This window comes from Klebsiella oxytoca, from assembly GCF_009707385.1.
Classification (GTDB): Bacteria; Pseudomonadota; Gammaproteobacteria; order Enterobacterales; family Enterobacteriaceae; genus Klebsiella; species Klebsiella oxytoca_C.
The window spans coordinates 2,160,680-2,176,319 of the sequence record NZ_CP046115.1 but is presented as its reverse complement, the minus strand read 5'-3'; the positions used below and the strand labels follow the sequence as shown (position 1 = coordinate 2,176,319).

At 53.2% G+C, this 15,640-nt stretch carries 14 protein-coding genes and 1 tRNA gene; 4 read left to right on the top strand and 11 right to left on the bottom strand.

Features of this window, described 5'->3' with window-relative positions; all coding sequences use genetic code 11:
* Positions 1–66 precede the first annotated feature (66 nt).
* Positions 67–1,317: a multidrug efflux MFS transporter MdtG gene (gene mdtG, locus GJ746_RS09995; RefSeq protein ID WP_154680050.1), complete on the top strand. Its 1,251-nt coding sequence runs from the start codon at positions 67–69 to the stop codon at positions 1,315–1,317.
* A gap of 91 nt (positions 1,318–1,408) precedes the next feature.
* On the top strand, positions 1,409–1,795 hold the full coding sequence (locus GJ746_RS09990) for a MysB family protein (RefSeq protein WP_154680049.1): 387 nt from the start codon (positions 1,409–1,411) through the stop codon (positions 1,793–1,795).
* Here the strand turns inward: GJ746_RS09990 and GJ746_RS09985 are convergent, their stop codons facing one another.
* The 3 genes from GJ746_RS09985 to mdoG all read right to left on the bottom strand — a co-directional run bounded on the left by GJ746_RS09985 (position 1,796) and on the right by mdoG (position 6,164).
* Positions 1,796–2,023, bottom strand: coding sequence for a YceK/YidQ family lipoprotein (locus GJ746_RS09985; RefSeq protein ID WP_154680048.1), 228 nt, complete (start codon positions 2,021–2,023; stop codon positions 1,796–1,798).
* A gap of 66 nt (positions 2,024–2,089) precedes the next feature.
* The gene (gene mdoH / locus GJ746_RS09980) at positions 2,090–4,618 is read right to left on the bottom strand and encodes a glucans biosynthesis glucosyltransferase MdoH (protein WP_154680047.1); all 2,529 of its coding nucleotides are present in this window, start codon (positions 4,616–4,618) and stop codon (positions 2,090–2,092) included.
* A complete protein-coding gene (gene mdoG / locus GJ746_RS09975) occupies positions 4,611–6,164 on the bottom strand; it encodes a glucans biosynthesis protein MdoG (RefSeq protein ID WP_195908820.1) in 1,554 nt (517 codons plus the stop codon). Before mdoG ends, mdoH begins: the two co-directional genes overlap by 8 nt.
* A gap of 252 nt (positions 6,165–6,416) precedes the next feature.
* Here mdoG and mdoC point away from each other — a divergent pair, with 252 nt between their 5' ends.
* Positions 6,417–7,577, top strand: coding sequence for a glucans biosynthesis protein MdoC (gene mdoC, locus GJ746_RS09970; RefSeq protein WP_154680046.1), 1,161 nt, complete (start codon positions 6,417–6,419; stop codon positions 7,575–7,577).
* A gap of 41 nt (positions 7,578–7,618) precedes the next feature.
* Here mdoC and GJ746_RS09965 read toward each other — a convergent pair whose 3' ends face one another.
* The 7 genes from GJ746_RS09965 to ghrA all read right to left on the bottom strand — a co-directional run bounded on the left by GJ746_RS09965 (position 7,619) and on the right by ghrA (position 12,412).
* Entirely contained in the window at positions 7,619–8,209 is a 591-nt protein-coding gene (locus GJ746_RS09965) for a TetR/AcrR family transcriptional regulator (RefSeq protein ID WP_154682685.1), read from the bottom strand.
* A gap of 46 nt (positions 8,210–8,255) precedes the next feature.
* A complete protein-coding gene (ymdB, locus tag GJ746_RS09960; RefSeq protein ID WP_154680045.1) occupies positions 8,256–8,810 on the bottom strand; it encodes an O-acetyl-ADP-ribose deacetylase in 555 nt (184 codons plus the stop codon).
* Positions 8,811–8,896: 86 nt separating this feature from the next.
* The gene (locus GJ746_RS09955) at positions 8,897–9,202 is read right to left on the bottom strand and encodes a type 1 fimbrial protein (RefSeq protein WP_154680044.1); all 306 of its coding nucleotides are present in this window, start codon (positions 9,200–9,202) and stop codon (positions 8,897–8,899) included.
* A 285-nt stretch (positions 9,203–9,487) separates the two neighbouring features.
* Positions 9,488–9,970 (bottom strand): DUF1097 domain-containing protein, encoded by a 483-nt coding sequence (locus GJ746_RS09950; RefSeq protein WP_154680043.1) that lies wholly within the window; start codon positions 9,968–9,970, stop codon positions 9,488–9,490.
* A gap of 103 nt (positions 9,971–10,073) precedes the next feature.
* The gene (locus tag GJ746_RS09945) at positions 10,074–10,628 is read right to left on the bottom strand and encodes a molecular chaperone (protein ID WP_154680042.1); all 555 of its coding nucleotides are present in this window, start codon (positions 10,626–10,628) and stop codon (positions 10,074–10,076) included.
* A gap of 22 nt (positions 10,629–10,650) precedes the next feature.
* A complete protein-coding gene (locus GJ746_RS09940) occupies positions 10,651–11,388 on the bottom strand; it encodes a phosphatase (protein ID WP_154680041.1) in 738 nt (245 codons plus the stop codon).
* 85 nt (positions 11,389–11,473) lie between these two features.
* Positions 11,474–12,412, bottom strand: a complete 939-nt coding sequence (ghrA, locus tag GJ746_RS09935; protein ID WP_154680040.1) for a glyoxylate/hydroxypyruvate reductase GhrA — start codon at positions 12,410–12,412, stop codon at positions 11,474–11,476.
* 268 nt (positions 12,413–12,680) lie between these two features.
* Here ghrA and GJ746_RS09930 point away from each other — a divergent pair.
* Positions 12,681–12,768: transfer RNA gene (locus GJ746_RS09930), tRNA-Ser, on the top strand.
* A 1,564-nt stretch (positions 12,769–14,332) separates the two neighbouring features.
* Here the strand turns inward: GJ746_RS09930 and alr are convergent.
* On the bottom strand, positions 14,333–15,559 hold the full coding sequence (gene alr / locus GJ746_RS09925; protein ID WP_154680039.1) for an alanine racemase: 1,227 nt from the start codon (positions 15,557–15,559) through the stop codon (positions 14,333–14,335).
* Positions 15,560–15,640 lie beyond the last annotated feature (81 nt).

The window sequence follows — 15,640 nt, the reverse complement described above, 5'->3', positions numbered from 1 at the left end:
CAGGCGCATAATTAGCACGCTCATATTTTCAATTATTTGACCTGTTCTACAGGCCAGTGGAATCTTATGTCGTCTGCTGATACTCCTATTAACTGGAAACGTAATCTTACCGTTACCTGGCTTGGCTGCTTTTTAACCGGCGCCGCCTTTAGCCTCGTTATGCCATTTCTCCCGCTCTACGTTGAGCAACTCGGCGTAACCGGCCATAGCGCCCTCAATATGTGGTCAGGGCTGGTATTCAGCATCACCTTTTTATTTTCAGCCATCGCCTCACCCTTCTGGGGTGGTCTGGCCGATCGTAAAGGGCGCAAAATTATGCTGTTACGTTCAGCCCTCGGTATGGCAATCGTTATGCTGCTAATGGGGATGGCGCAAAATATCTGGCAGTTCTTGCTCCTGCGCGCACTCTTAGGTCTGCTCGGCGGATTTATTCCCAATGCCAACGCTCTGATTGCGACACAAATTCCCCGCCATAAAAGCGGCTGGGCGCTGGGCACGTTATCAACCGGCGCGGTCAGCGGCGCACTGCTTGGCCCGCTGGCTGGCGGTTTTCTGGCGGACCACTGGGGATTGCGCAACGTCTTCTTTATGACCGCCAGCGTGCTGTTTGTGTGTTTCTTATTTACTCTTTTTCTCATCCGCGAGAATTTTGTCGCCGTCAGCAAAAAAGAGATGCTCAGCGCTAAAGACGTTTTCTCATCGCTAAAAAACCCGAAGCTGGTGCTGAGTCTGTTTGTGACATCGTTAATCATTCAGGTTGCTACCGGCTCGATCGCCCCTATTCTGACGCTGTACGTGCGCGACCTCGCCGGCAACGTGAGTAATATTGCCTTCGTCAGCGGCATGATAGCTTCAGTGCCCGGGGTTGCCGCTCTGCTAAGCGCTCCTCGCCTGGGTAAACTCGGCGATCGTATTGGCCCGGAAAAGATCCTCATTGCCGCGCTGGTGATTTCAGTTTTACTTCTTATACCGATGTCGTTTGTCCAGACGCCGCTACAGCTTGGGATCCTGCGTTTCCTGTTAGGTGCCGCCGATGGCGCGCTGTTGCCTGCAGTGCAGACGCTGTTAGTGTACAATTCCACCAGCCAAATCTCTGGCAGAATTTTCAGCTATAACCAGTCGTTCCGCGATATCGGTAACGTCACGGGCCCACTAATTGGCGCATCGGTTTCCGCCAACTACGGCTTTCGCGCGGTCTTCTTCGTCACGGCCTTAGTGGTTCTGTTCAATGCAGTCTATTCAACCTTAACCCTCGGTCGTTCTCGTCGCGTTCGGACAACAGATAATCCGGGTTCGGGTAATCATTCAGTAAATTAATGCCTCTGTAGGGGTAACTCCCTTGACGCATTGCCAACCGCCTTCTATAGATTGAATCGTATTCATTTCTATTCATCTTAGGAGGTTAGCCATGCCAAAGGATTCGATGTTCTATGCCACGCTCGAAGAAGCAATCGATGCAGCCCGCGAGGAGTTTCTGGCTAATAATCCGGATAGCGACGAAGAAAGCGCCAACGTTGAGCAATTAAATATTCAGAAGTATGTACTGCAGGACGGGGATATCGCCTGGCAAGCAGAGTTTTTTGCCGACGAGGATGAACAAGGTGAATGTCTGCCTATCCTCAGCGGTCAGGCGGCACAAAGCGTCTTTGACGGCGATTATGATGAAATTGAGCTTCGCCAGGAGTGGCTGGAAGAAAACACGCTGCACGAGTGGGATGAAGGCGAATTTCAGCTTGAGCCCTCTCTGGATACGGAAGAGGGACAGGCGGCAGCCGATGAATGGGATGAACGCTAATTAGTTATATGGTCCATGGCTGGCATCAAGCGGCAGCAGTAGCGTATCAAACACCAGCGAAAAGGGCAGATCGAGGATGGTAATATAGCGCCACGCGGAATCACGGATATCCCACTGAACGCCGGGATAGTATTGGTTTCCATGCCCCTGCCCTGGCACCGTGCGACTGATAATACTCCCGCAGCCGCTAAGCAATAGCGTCATTGCGACAACCAGCACAACTCTCATCAGCAACCTCAATTCTCAGACAAAAAAATACCGGCACCATTGCCGGTATTTTCCTTAACGTACGGCTTACTTCGTTTTTAACGCCAGCGGATTCAACGTCAGCTGCTGATAGGCCCCTACCCACGAAGAGTACTTCTCCGGTGCGGCCCATACGCGATAGTGCATGCGTGACATCGTGACCGGGTCGCTCAGCAATACCAGACGACGGTCGCGGTTGAGTTTATCCGGCGTCTCGTTCAGCGCCTGTTCAACATGACGTTCGCGAGCGATATCCAGAATATGGCCGTGACGGTGACGCGCGGTGGCCATCGCCGTTGCCAGCGCGTTGAAAGATGGGTTAAATACCGCGTGCATAAAACCATCGTCCAGAGAACGCTGACGGTTCAGCGTCAGGTAAGCGTCGGTATCCTTTAGCACCTGCGGCGGAGAATACTCCTCCGGGATCAGGAACAGCTTCCAGCGTTTGGTACGCAGACCAATCGTCGCGCGGCTGGAAATTGCCGACACAAACGGCGACAGGATCAGCGAGACCACGATCGGTGCCAGCCAGAACAGGAAACGCAGATCCAGCCACGCCATCCCTACCGCCCAGACCAGGCCCAGCAGCATCTGTGACCCATGACGCATAAACGCTTCGCCCCACGGCGTTGAGTCGTCATCGCGCTGCGGTGAATTCCACACCACTTCCCAGCCCAGGAACGCGCTAACCACAAACACGGTATGGAACAGCATACGTACCGGCGCCAGCAGCACGGAAAAGAGCACTTCCAGTAGCAGAGAAAGCGTCACGCGAACGAATCCGCCATACTCTTTTGGCCCTTTACACCATACGAGAATAATACTCAGCAGCTTTGGCAGGAACAGCAGCACCATTGTCGAAGCAAACAGGGCGATGGCCAGCTCCGGGCGCCACTGAGGCCATACCGGGAACAGCTGTCGAGGCTGCAGGAAGTACTGCGGCTCGGTCAAAGCATGCACGACCTGCAAGGCGGTTGACAGCGCGAGGAACATAAACCACAGCGGCGCCGACAGGTACGACATCACGCCGGTCAGGAAGACCGCGCGGTGAACCGGGTGCATCCCTTTGACCAGGAACAGGCGGAAGTTCATCAGGTTCCCCTGACACCAGCGGCGGTCGCGCTTCAGTTCGTCCAGCAGGTTTGGCGGCAGCTCTTCATATGAACCGGGGAGATCGTAAGCAATCCACACCCCCCAACCGGCGCGACGCATCAGGGCGGCTTCCACGAAGTCGTGTGACAGAATGGAACCCGCGAAGTTACCCTCACCAGGTAACGGCGCCAGAGCACAGTGCTCAATAAACGGTTTCACGCGGATAATGGCATTGTGGCCCCAGTAATGCGACTCGCCCAGCTGCCAGAAGTGCAGACCGGCAGTAAACAGCGGACCGTAGACGCGGGTGGCGAACTGCTGACAGCGCGCATAGAGCGTATCCATACCCGACGCGCGCGGCGACGACTGGATGATCCCGGCGTTCGGGTTCGCTTCCATCAGGCGTACCAGGCCGCTCAGACACTCCCCGCTCATCACCGAGTCAGCATCTAGCACCACCATATAGCTGTACTGGCTACCCCAGCGGCGGCAGAAGTCATCGATGTTACCGCTTTTACGCTTCACCCGACGGCGACGGCGACGATAGAATATCTGCCCTTCGCCCTGCACTTCAGCAATCAGCTCCATCCACGCTTTTTGCTCCGCCACGCAGATGTCCGGGTTGTAGCTATCGCTCAGGATATAGACATCAAAGTGTGCGGCATTACCGCTGGCTTTTACCGACTCCCAGGTGGCGCGCAGGCCCGCGAATACGCGGTCAACGTCTTCGTTACAAATAGGCATGATAAGCGCGGTGCGATGCTCCGGGTTTAGCGGCTCATTCCCGACCGTTGACGCGGAAATACTGTACTTATCGCGGCCGATAAGCAGCTGCAGGAAGCCCATCAGCGCGGTCCAGAATCCCGCAGAAACCCAGCAAAAAAGCACGGCGAACAGAATCAGGATCCCCGACTGCAGCACATAAGGCAGCAGCTGCATAAAGGAAATCCACAGGTTCTGTCCCACCATATCTGCCGGGTTTATCAGCGCCCAGCCCTGGTAGGGCAAAATGGTTTTCATGTACCAGGTCGCCACAACGGTCTGCGCCAGCGTCAGCAGCAGAAGGATGTAGCGACGGATGGAGCCGACGGTACGCCATTTCTGTTCGCTCTCCTGCTCTTCTTTACTCAGGCGAGCAAGATAGCGCGGAGTTACGTCGCGGCCGCGCAGCCGATCCCAGAAACGCCCTATCGGGTTAGTGCGCCAGGGATCCGGGAACATAGAGGAACGTTTTGCTTTCGGCATTGCGTTCAGCTGAGTGCGCCCTTCGTCATCCTTAACCAGCTGATTCCCGGCCAGGGAGTCAGGCCAGCTGTGCTCCAGCCGCGCTTTGACCGAGCCCAGCGGGGAGTCGTCTTCGCGTTTAAATACGTGATGTTCAGCGTCCAGTGCTTCATGTACGGCCTGCAGATTTGCGTCAGGCAAGGCGCCTTTTTCCGCATCCGACAGCGGCAATGCGTCGATGTACTTCGTTATCTTATTCATTGGCAGGCAGCTGGTAGCTCCAGGTTTCGCTCAGCGTCTGGTCAGCATTGACCAACGCGGCGCGCATATCCGTGGTTTTCTTAGGATCTTTCACTTTAACGCGCAGGATCATACGCCAGCCTTTAGTCACTGGGTTGTAGCGCACGGTATTTTCGACAATTTCAGCGTTATCACCGATGCTTGCCTGTGCGGTTACCGGCGTATCGGTGGGCAGCTTTTTCATCTCGGCGCCGGTGAAATCAACGATAAAAGCAATTGTGCCATCCGGCTGACGGATCAGATTAGATTGCTTAACGTCACCCGTTGAACGACGAGTCTGCATCACGTATGCACTATCCGGCGCGTGCAGTTTGTCTTCATCGCGACTGAAGGTGATGGTGTACTTGAAGTTCATTTCTTTACCGGGTTCCGGCAGCTGATCCGGCGTCCAGTAGGTTACGATGTTATCGTTAGTTTCATCGTTGGTTGGAATTTCGACCAGTTCGACTTTACCTTTACCCCAATCACCCTTAGGCGTAATCCACGCGCTTGGGCGCAGATCGTAGCGATCGTCAAGATCTTCGAAACGAGAGAACTGACGGCCGCGCTGCAGCAGGCCAAAACCCTGCGGGTTTTCCATTGCATAGCTGCTGACGGCAAGATGTTTCGGATTATTCAGCGGTCGCCAGATCCATTCGCCGTTACCCGCCAGGATAGAAAGACCGTTGGAGTCGTGTAGCGCCGGACGATAGTTAGCGGTCGGGGACGGCTGATGCGGACCAAACAGGAACATGCTGGTCAACGGCGCGACGCCCAGTTTACCCACTTTGTCACGCAGATAGACTTTGGACTGTACGTCCACGACGGTATCGCGGCCAGGCATGACCACAAAACGATAGGCGCCGGTAGCACGCGGGGAATCAAGCAGTGCATAAATCGTCAGACGTTTATCGGTGGCTTTCGGGCGCTCAATCCAGAACTCACGAAAACGGGGAAACTCTTCGCCTGAGGGCAGCGCGGTATCGATAGCAAGCCCACGGGCAGACAGCCCATACACCTGCCCTTGACCAAGCACGCGGAAGTAGCTGGCTCCAAGCATGCTGACAATTTCATCGTTCTTGTCTTTGCTGTTGATCGGATAGAGGACTTTGAAGCCCGCAAAACCCAGATCTTTAACCGTGTCTTTGTCGTGCTGAACGTTGCCAAAATTGAAATAGTCCGGGCTATATTTAATTTTACGCACGCTGGTTGCCGTCACTTCATTAATGGTGACCGGCGTATCGAAATACATCCCCTGGTGATAAAACTCGAGTTTGAATGGGCTTTTCAGATTATTCCAATAAGCTTTATCGTGATTAAACTGAATTTGCTGATAGTCCGCATACTTCATATCGCGGAATGTAGAGGGCAGGTTACTTTTTGGGGCTTCAAAGCCTTTGCCGGCTAACTTTTGAGCCTCTTTTGCGACGTCATCAATGCTGAATGCCCATGCAGATGAAGTACACAGGGACAACATTACGGCTGCGCTTAACCAACGCATTTTCATCATCTGTGGTTTATGTTTCATATAAGTAAGCACTTCCCCCTTTGTGTGCTTAAATCGATCCGATCTATTTTAATGGAAACTCAGGCATTCCGACAACATAATCCCTGCAATGTTCGGCCTGGCGACACAGGGAATACACCGTTCACTGCCCCTATTGCACTTTGCGTGCTTATCCTGGAGACAGATAACCAGAGTTCATGTAGGGTTGCAGAGAATTTATAGGTTATCACGTTGAGTGATAAGACGAATTGTCTGAGAATGTAGTGATATTGTATGAATAATACTCCGGTAGAGCGTGAATATTTTTTCGACAGCATCCGCGCGTGGTTGATGCTGTTGGGGATCCCTTTTCACATTTCGCTTATATACTCCAGCCATAGCTGGCATGTGAACAGCGCAGAGCCTTCCTGGTGGCTGACGTTGTTTAATGATTTCATCCATGCCTTTCGCATGCAGGTTTTCTTTGTGATTTCCGGGTATTTTTCCTACATGCTGTTTCTGCGCTATCCGCTTAAAAAATGGTGGAAAGTACGCGTTGAGCGCGTAGGAATTCCTATGTTAACGGCGATTCCGCTGCTGACCGTGCCGCAATTTATTATGCTGCAGTACGTCAATGGTAAAGCGCAGTACTGGCATACTCTCTCAGGCTACGACAAATTCAACACTCTTGCCTGGGAGCTGATTTCCCACTTGTGGTTTTTGTTGGTCCTGGTGGTGCTGACGTCGTTGGGAGTTGTCATGTTTAAATGGCTCACGCACCAGCGTTCTGCCACAGCGCCCACCTTTGGTGACACCGTCACATTAGGTCAGCTGTCGATGATTTTTCTTGCTCTGGGCGTGCTGTATGCGGTAATCCGCCGCACCATTTTTATGCTCTATCCGCCCATTCTCAGCAACGGTTTGTTCAACTTTATCGTCATGCAGACGCTGTTTTACCTGCCTTTCTTTATTCTCGGCGCCCAGACGTTTATTAATCCGCGCCTGAAAACGATGTTTACGACCCCATCGCCCTGGTGCTTTGGCGCAGCTTTGCTGGGATTCATAGCATACCGCCTGAATCAACAGTACGGCTCTGGCGATGGCTGGATGTATGAGACCGAATACGTTATTACCATGGTGCTGGGACTGTGGATGGTTAACGTCGTCTTTTCGCTTGGCCATCGTCTGTTGAATTTCCAGTCAGCGCGTGTCACCTATTTCGTTAATGCATCACTCTTTATCTATCTGGTGCATCATCCTCTGACCCTGCTTTACGGAGCCTGGATAACCCCGATCATTAAATCCAATACGCTTGGATTTATTACCGGACTGGTTTTTGTGGTTGGAATTGCTCTGGTTCTGTATGAAATTCATCTGCGGATACCGCTATTGCGCTTTCTTTTTTCCGGAAAGTTTCAGGCAAAAACCGCTAAGCCACAGATATCGACCAATTAGTTCTTCTGATAAAGCTGCTGTGTAAGGCCAACCTGGCAGCTTTATTTTTTGGCGCACAAGAGCTGAAAGATATCGTGATACAGGGTTTCCATCGCCGACTTATCCACCGTCGATGCCGTTGCCAGATCGCAACGATAGGCTGCTCCTTCCGTCAGGATCGCGATAAATTCGCAGGCGATATTGATTTGATCATCTGTCATATCGGGATGATATTGCCGGGTAAGCCGCCCGCCCTCTTCTTTCAGGCGACGATCGGCCTGGTTTAAGATTTCCCGCAGCCGGGGGTTACGGGACGCCTCGGCGTTAATTTCCATCAGCAGATAATTATCGTTTTTTGTATGTTCAGCCGTCGGGAGCACGCCCGCTAAAACCATCGCCATACGGGGTAAATCTTGGTTTCCGGCAACCATCTCACCCACTCTGGCGTTGACAATCTCGCTGACGATGACTTCGATTATCTCTTCTTTGCTGGTGAAACTACGATAAAGCTGGCCTACGCTCAGACCCGCCTTGCGCGCAATATCCGCTACGGAGGCGCCATGCAGGCCCTTTTCCGCAAAGCATTGCTGTGCGGCGACAACAATTTCCATCCTGCGAAGCCGCTGTTTTTGTAGAACCTTCCCTTCAGCCACCGGTAAATCTCCCATGATGATAGTGTCCCGCGATTACAGGAAACTATCATATCTTATTATGGTGGCCGAATTGCGCCCGACTCGCTGCCAGTACCTGGTTATAGATACCGGCGGTTTCGGCATCAAAGCAAACGAAATACACGCGCTCCAGAGGATTGTAGCGAGTAAGAAATGAATTCACCGTCCTCACGGCTATCTCCGCGGCGGCTTGTTTAGGGTAGCCATAAACGCCGGTACTAATGGCAGGAAACGCAATCGATCGAAAATTGTTTGCCGAAGCCAGCTGCAGGCTATTTTTATAGGCGTCAGCCAGTACTTCCGCCTCCTGCCTGTCACCACCGTGCCAGACGGGCCCCACGGCGTGAATAACCGCACTGGCGGGTAAATCCCCTGCGCTGGTAATAACCGCATGGCCCGGTGGACATTCCCCCTGCTGCTGCCGCACCACTTTACAGGCAGCCAGCAGTGCAGGCCCCGCAGCGCGATGGATTGCACCATCAACCCCGCCGCCGCCAAGCAATGATGGGTTTGCGGCATTGACGATGACGTCGACCGCAAGTTTGGTAATGTCGCCGAGAATAACTTCAGGTTGAACAGCCATTTCTCCTCCTGTCGGCTACGTCTTCAAATTAATAGACGAGGATAATATGGCACGATAGACCCCAGGACGAAAGCCTGGGGCAAGTCCTACCGATAATCGACTTCCACAATAGCAAGGGTCTTCTGCGGGTTCAGATATCTTATTTGCGCAGAGCGAATGTTCTCGTTATGAATATTTCCTTTTTCAAGCTGCTGAGTCGAAATCCGTACCGTCTTCTGGTTTGGACAATCCATAAAAACCTGGTGGTTGACCGCATCCAACTGACAGGGAGTTTCCACTACTTGCCCATAGAAGTAGATGACGCCAGCCTGTACCTGTTCAGCCATCACCGGATTAAATATCCCAGAAAGAGTACATATAGCTGCCGTTAATACACATGCCTGTTTCTTCATGATTCAACTCCTCTGCCTGTCTGCATAGCCATCAAAAGAACAAGCCATCCATGAGCGCATCGGGTTACATCTACTTACATTGGTGTATTTATATTAACAAAACAAAAACAAATAAATTTCATTTATATTAATTTTGATAACAAAATCGATTCACTGACCATCGGTACAGTTAATGGCAAACACGAGTGGAGGAAAATGCATCAAACAAAGGTGAAAAAGGCGGGTTCTACGCAAAAAAAGAGCCCAAAGGGCCCTTTTTATTCATGCTGGATGATTTACATGTATTTAATTGCTTTCATTCGCAAGAGGTTTATTTTTCTCCGCGCGAGCTGCCAGCCACAGTCCGCTATTCTTCATGGCATAGCCGAATAGCAGCCCCAGCGCCAGCGAAGGGACAACAATACGCCAGTCCCCGTTACTGGCAAACGTTGAACACGCGCCGATGAAGGTGCCTGGCACAAAAGAGAGCAACAGCTGGCGCGCCTGTATGCACATAAGGAATGCCACGAGCCCGGTCATCATGTAGCTCAGGATTTCCAGCTGCGGCGCCAGGGCGCTGGCATGAATAATGACTAATGCCCACGCCACGCCGCTCATTACCGTGCAGGTTGAGATCAGCAGACCTTTCAAGCCCCCTTGCGGACAGGCAAAGTAAGCCGTACAGCCAAGAAATCCCGCCCAGCTCAGCAGGCCCAAAGCGACCGCCACCCATCCCCAGATACCGGAGAGAATGCCTGTCGTTAATGCGATTGCGAAGAGTATGTTCATGGCGCGTATCATAGCAGAAACGCACCATGCAAATGCGACACCGAACACACTACGTGAAATAATGAAATCTCTGTTGCATTTAAATTGTGATTTAAATCACGATTTATTGCTCATTGTCTTCCTGAAGCTCATCCCACATGGCGGAGAGCGCTTCTCGGGTCAGCGTGGCCATTGTGCGCCAGAACGGCGTTGTCGCATGCGCTTCGACTTTGCCAAGGAACGCCCCGCACCAGGGTAAAAGATACTCAGCAAACAGCGTTTCCAGAACCTCGGTCTCATCTTGCGGAACGTGATCTTCCAGCCATGAGGCTGCCAGCAGCAAGGAGCCGAAATGATCCGCCGCGCCCTCTCCTACGGGAACACCGTGCGCGCTGAGAAAATCACGAACTTCAGCTTCCGTTGCGCCTTCTACCCATGCGCTACGATAGGGCGGAACGGCGCACTCTTCCCCCACAAACAGCGCATTGTAGTCGGTAGCCAGAGACGAAATATCGCAGCTCTTTTGCAGGCGCTCCAGCAGTTCATCCTGCTCCAGCGGCCAGCTCGCCGCCAGCTTCCCTTCACGGATAAGGGTAAATAGCGGAACCAGCAGCGGGTCCTGCGGCTGACGATAATAGAGAGAGCCCAGCACGCGGCAGAGGATTGAAAACTCGTTCATTCATTTATTCCAGTTATTCAAATTAAAGTTCAGCAAATTCAGGAATCGCAGGCATCCCACGCGATTCAAGAAAATTAAGCAGACGCCGGGGCGTCACGTTAAGAATTCGCTCTTCCGGAAAACCGACGGCATCAAGGATTTTACGGCACTCGCCAAATTCACCGAGCGTAAACGCAGTATGAGAGTCCGAGCCCAGCGCAACCCAACCGCCGGCATCGCGCACGGCCGCCGCAACGGCACGACAATTATCTTCACTGCCGATTCGCGAAGAGACAAAAGACGAGTTATTGATTTCCAGCGCTACATGGTGCTTCGCCGCCGCAGCGGCAATGGCCGGAATATCAACGGGGAACTTAGGATTACCTGGATGGCTGATAATATGCACCGCGCCGCTCGCTATGGTGGCGATCATCGCCTCAGTATTAGTCGATTTATCCTGAGGTGGGAACACGGGTTCATGAAAACCGGCAATAATCAGATCCAGCGAAGTTAGCATCGGGCCGGTACAGTCTATTTCGCCCTGAGTATTTTTGATATTGGCTTCGATACCGCGCAGGATACCGATGCCATCCACCAGTCGCGGCCAGATACGCATATTAATAAAATGCCAGTGGTGCGGCGCATCGGCCATATCAGGGCCATGATCGGTAATGGCAAAGAGTTTGATCCCTTTGCGTTTTGCTTGCGCAATATAATCGTGCAGGGTGCTGTAAGCGTGGGTACTGGCGACGGTATGCATGTGCAGGTCAACAGGATACATCACAATCTCCTTCTCTGTTTGTGGCAAGAATAGCAGGAATCTGCGCGCAAGATCAGCAAAAACCCCGCGCTTGCGGGGCTTTCACTTAGTATCCCAACAGTCGATCGACCTGCCCGCTTACCGTTTCACCTCGCTCTAACTGACCGATTGTTTTTGCGATATAGGCAATGGCTTCCAGAGGCCGGGTGACCGCGGCCACATGCGGCGTCATCGCCACGCGCGGATGGCGCCATAACGGGCTCTCCTTCGGCAGCGGTTCACGGCTGAATACATCCAGCATCGCCCCTTTCAGCTTTCCGCTGTCGAGCGCCGCCAGCAGATCGTCCTCAACTACATGTACGCCGCGAGCCAGGTTCAGCACATAACTGTTATCCGGCAGCTGCGACAGAAGCGCCTGATTAATAATTCCGACGGTTTCCGCCGTGTTAGGCAGCAGGTTTATCAGCACTCGTGTACCCCTGAGGAAATCACTCAGCTCTTTTTCACCAGCAAAACTCGTTACCTGAGGCCAGGATTTGCGGCTCCGACTCCAGCTACGTAGCGGGAATCCCCAGCTCTGCAAGCTTTCGGCCACCTTCGCACCGAGCACGCCGGCCCCCATTATTCCGATCGTAAAATCTTCACGCTGATATTCATCCAACGGCTGCCAGCGGGCCTCCTGCTTTAACGCCTGATAGTCGTCGAAGCGACGAAACCAGTGCAGAACCTGGCTCACCGCATACTCTTGCATCTGCAATCCCATGCCGGTGTCCTCCAGACGAAATAGCGGAGTCGACAACGGCAGCATTTCCGGGTGCTCCCGTAGCTTACTAAGAATTGAATCGACACCAGCACCGAGGGCAAAGACCGCCTTGAGCTCACGTCCCTGCAGCATTTCTACCGGCGGATGCCAGACCAGAGCGTAGTCAGCGGGTTGATCATCGCCGGATTTCCACTCACGAACTCGCGAGCCGGGCAGCTGTTTTTCCAGTTGTGAAATCCAGAAAGAGGTGTCGAACGTCGGGTGGTAAAAGATGATATCCATAGGGGCTCCTGAAAGCCGACGCTACTGGCAGGTTTGGTTAGCGCCGTGTTTTACTCATTGTTTTCTATTGGTTTGCCAGCATAGCAAATTTCGTCTGGCGAGCGTGTGAAAAAGGGAATGGCGACAAAAAAAACGATTCACGCGTATTTAGGAAGCAAGTTGCTTGAAGTTTGGCTAAACGCGCGATTTTTTTTAAAAGTTGATTGACGGGAGATACGGATTTCCCTAAATTAGCGCCCGTTCCCGGCAACAACGGGAAAGACAATATGGTGAGGTGTCCGAGTGGCTGAAGGAGCACGCCTGGAAAGTGTGTATACGGCAACGTATCGGGGGTTCGAATCCCCCCCTCACCGCCATATTTTAAGAAGAGCTTGTACGTAAGTACGGGCTTTTTTTTCGCATATTGCACCCCACCAGGGGGGATGAGAACCCCCGACCGGGGGTCGACAACTGGCGTCAGCCAGTTGGACAGCTGACGAGCCTGCGAGGAAGCTGCCCGGAGGGCGAGCGCAGCGAGTCAATCCCCCCCTCACCGCCATATTTTAAGAAGAGCTTGTACGTAAGTACGGGCTTTTTTTTCGCATATTGCACCCCACCAGGGGGGATGAGAACCCCCGACCGGGGGTCGACAACTGGCGTCAGCCAGCTCATCCCCCCCGGTGGGGTGCAATATGCGAAAAAAAAGCCCGTACTTACGTACGAGCTCTTCTTAAAATATGGCGGTGAGGGGGGGATTGACTCGCAGCGCTCGTCCTCCGGGCAGCTTCCTCGCAGGCTCGTCAGCTGTCCAACTGGCTGACGCCAGTTGTCGACCCCGGTCGGGGTTCTCATCCCCCCGGTGGGGTGCAATATGCGAAAAAAAAGCCCGTACTTACGTACGAGCTCTTCTTAAAATATGGCGGTGAGGGGGGGATTGACTCGCTGCGCTCGCCCTCCGGGCAGCTTCCTCGCAGGCTCGTCAGCTGTCCAACTGGCTGACGCCAGTTGTCGACCCCCGGTCGGGGGTTCTCATCCCCCCTGGTGGGGTGCAATATGCGAAAAAAAAGCCCGTACTTACGTACAAGCTCTTCTTAAAATATGGCGGTGAGGGGGGGATTGACTCGCAGCGCTCGTCCTCCGGGCAGCTTCCTCGCAGGCTCGTCAGCTGTCCAACTGGCTGACGCCAGTTGTCGACCCCCGGTCGGGGGTTCTCATCCCCCCTGGTGGGTGCAATATGCGAAAAAAAAGCCCGTACTTACGTACAAGCTCTTCTTAAAATATGGCGGTGAGGGGGGATTGACTCGCTGCGCTCGCCCTCCGGGCAGCTTCCTCGCAGGCTCGTCAGCTGTCCAACTGGCTGACGCCAGTTGTCGACCCCGGTCGGGGTTCTCATCCCCCTGGTGGGGTGCAATATGCGAAAAAAAAGCCCGTACTTACGTACAAGCTCTTCTTAAAATATGGCGGTGAGGGGGGATTGACTCGCTGCGCTCGCCCTCCGGGCAGCTTCCTCGCAGGCTCGTCAGCTGTCCAAAACCCCCGACCGGGGGTCGACAACTGGCGTCAGCCAGTTGGACAGCTGACGAGCCTGCGAGGAAGCTGCCCGGAGGGCGAGCGCAGCGAGTCAATCCCCCCCTCACCGCCATATTTTAAGAAGAGCTCGTACGTAAGTACGGGCTTTTTTTTCGCATATTGCACCCCACCGGGGGGGATGAGAACCCCCGACCGGGGGTCGACAACTGGCGTCAGCCAGTTGGACAGCTGACGAGCCTGCGAGGAAGCTGCCCGGAGGACGAGCGCTGCGAGTCAATCCCCCCCTCACCGCCATATTCAAAGAAGAGCTCGTACATAAGTACGGGCTTTTTTTCGCATCCGGGCTGGCCTGAACAGCAGGGGTTTCCTGGGATAAATGAAACCCCTGCTGCTTATAGCGCTGAATCGGAGTTAGTCGACAAGCACTCGCTTATTGGTCGCGCCCCAGAGAATCGACATCTCAGTGAACAGCGCGCCGCTGATCTCTTCGACTTCTTCTGCGCTAATCTGCGCATTTCCTTGCCTACCAAAGAGCACTACTTCATCGCCAGGACTAACCTGCTTGAGGTCCGTAACATCGACAATTACCGTGTTCATCGACGTTTTGCCGAGCACCGGAACCCGCTGCCCGTTAATCAGCACATGCCCGGTATTACTGAATACACGCCGATAACCATCCGCGTAGCCCGTAGGAATATTGGCGAGGACAGAGTCGCGTTTAAGAGTGTAGGTGCGATCGTAGCCGACGGTATTGCCTACAGGATAGTGATTTACCGAAGCAATCGAGGATTTAAACGTCATTACGCGTTTATATTCCGTACTGGCAATGGTATCACCGTAAAAAACGCCGCCGACGCGAACCAGATCGAGCCAGGAATCACGTACCGTCAGCGTGGCAAAAGTATTGGCAACATGCAACGTAACGTCTTCGCGTTTCAGTCCAGTAATCTGCAACACTTGGGCTGACTGGTTTTTAAAACGAGCAAGATCCCGTTTCACCACCGCAGCGTCTTCTTCGGGGAAGTGAGACATGATCCCGACGATTTTCAGGCCCGGCAGTGCTGAAATCGCACGGGCCTGCTCAAGACCGGCGACATTACTGACTTCAAGGCCATTACGCGACATCCCGCCAGAGTTCAGCGCCAGATGGATACGGATAACTTTTCCTTTGTTGACAGCGATAGCGCTCAGACGTTTCGCCATTTCCAGGTTGCCAATAAGCTCTTCGGTATCGAAATCTGCCGCTTGCAGCATCTCCTTTTCAGTCGCATTGCGTACGCGCATTAGCTGCCCTTTAAAACCGAGGCTACGAACGGTGTGAATTTCCTCGTTGCTGGCAAGACCGATGCACTGAACATTGTTCTGCATCATTATTGGCGCAACAAGCTTAAGGTCATGGCCATAGGCATCCCCTTTCAGGATGGCGCATAAACGAGTTTGATTGCCCAGAAGCTGCTGGACCTTATGAATATTGTATTCCAGCGCGCTGCGTGAGATCTCAAGCGTGGTGTTATCAATAATCGCTTGTTGATCCTGGGTAATGGGTACCGGTCCTGCCGCTGTTGACGACACAGGCTGATGACAAGCGGTAATAAATAACAGCGGGATAAGCGCCAAACGACCCAAAGGGGCTGCCATGCTGACTCCTTAGCATAAGGTTGTGGTGTGTTTTATATTGTGGCGGTAGCATTTATTACGTATTCCCGGGTACATTGCGCG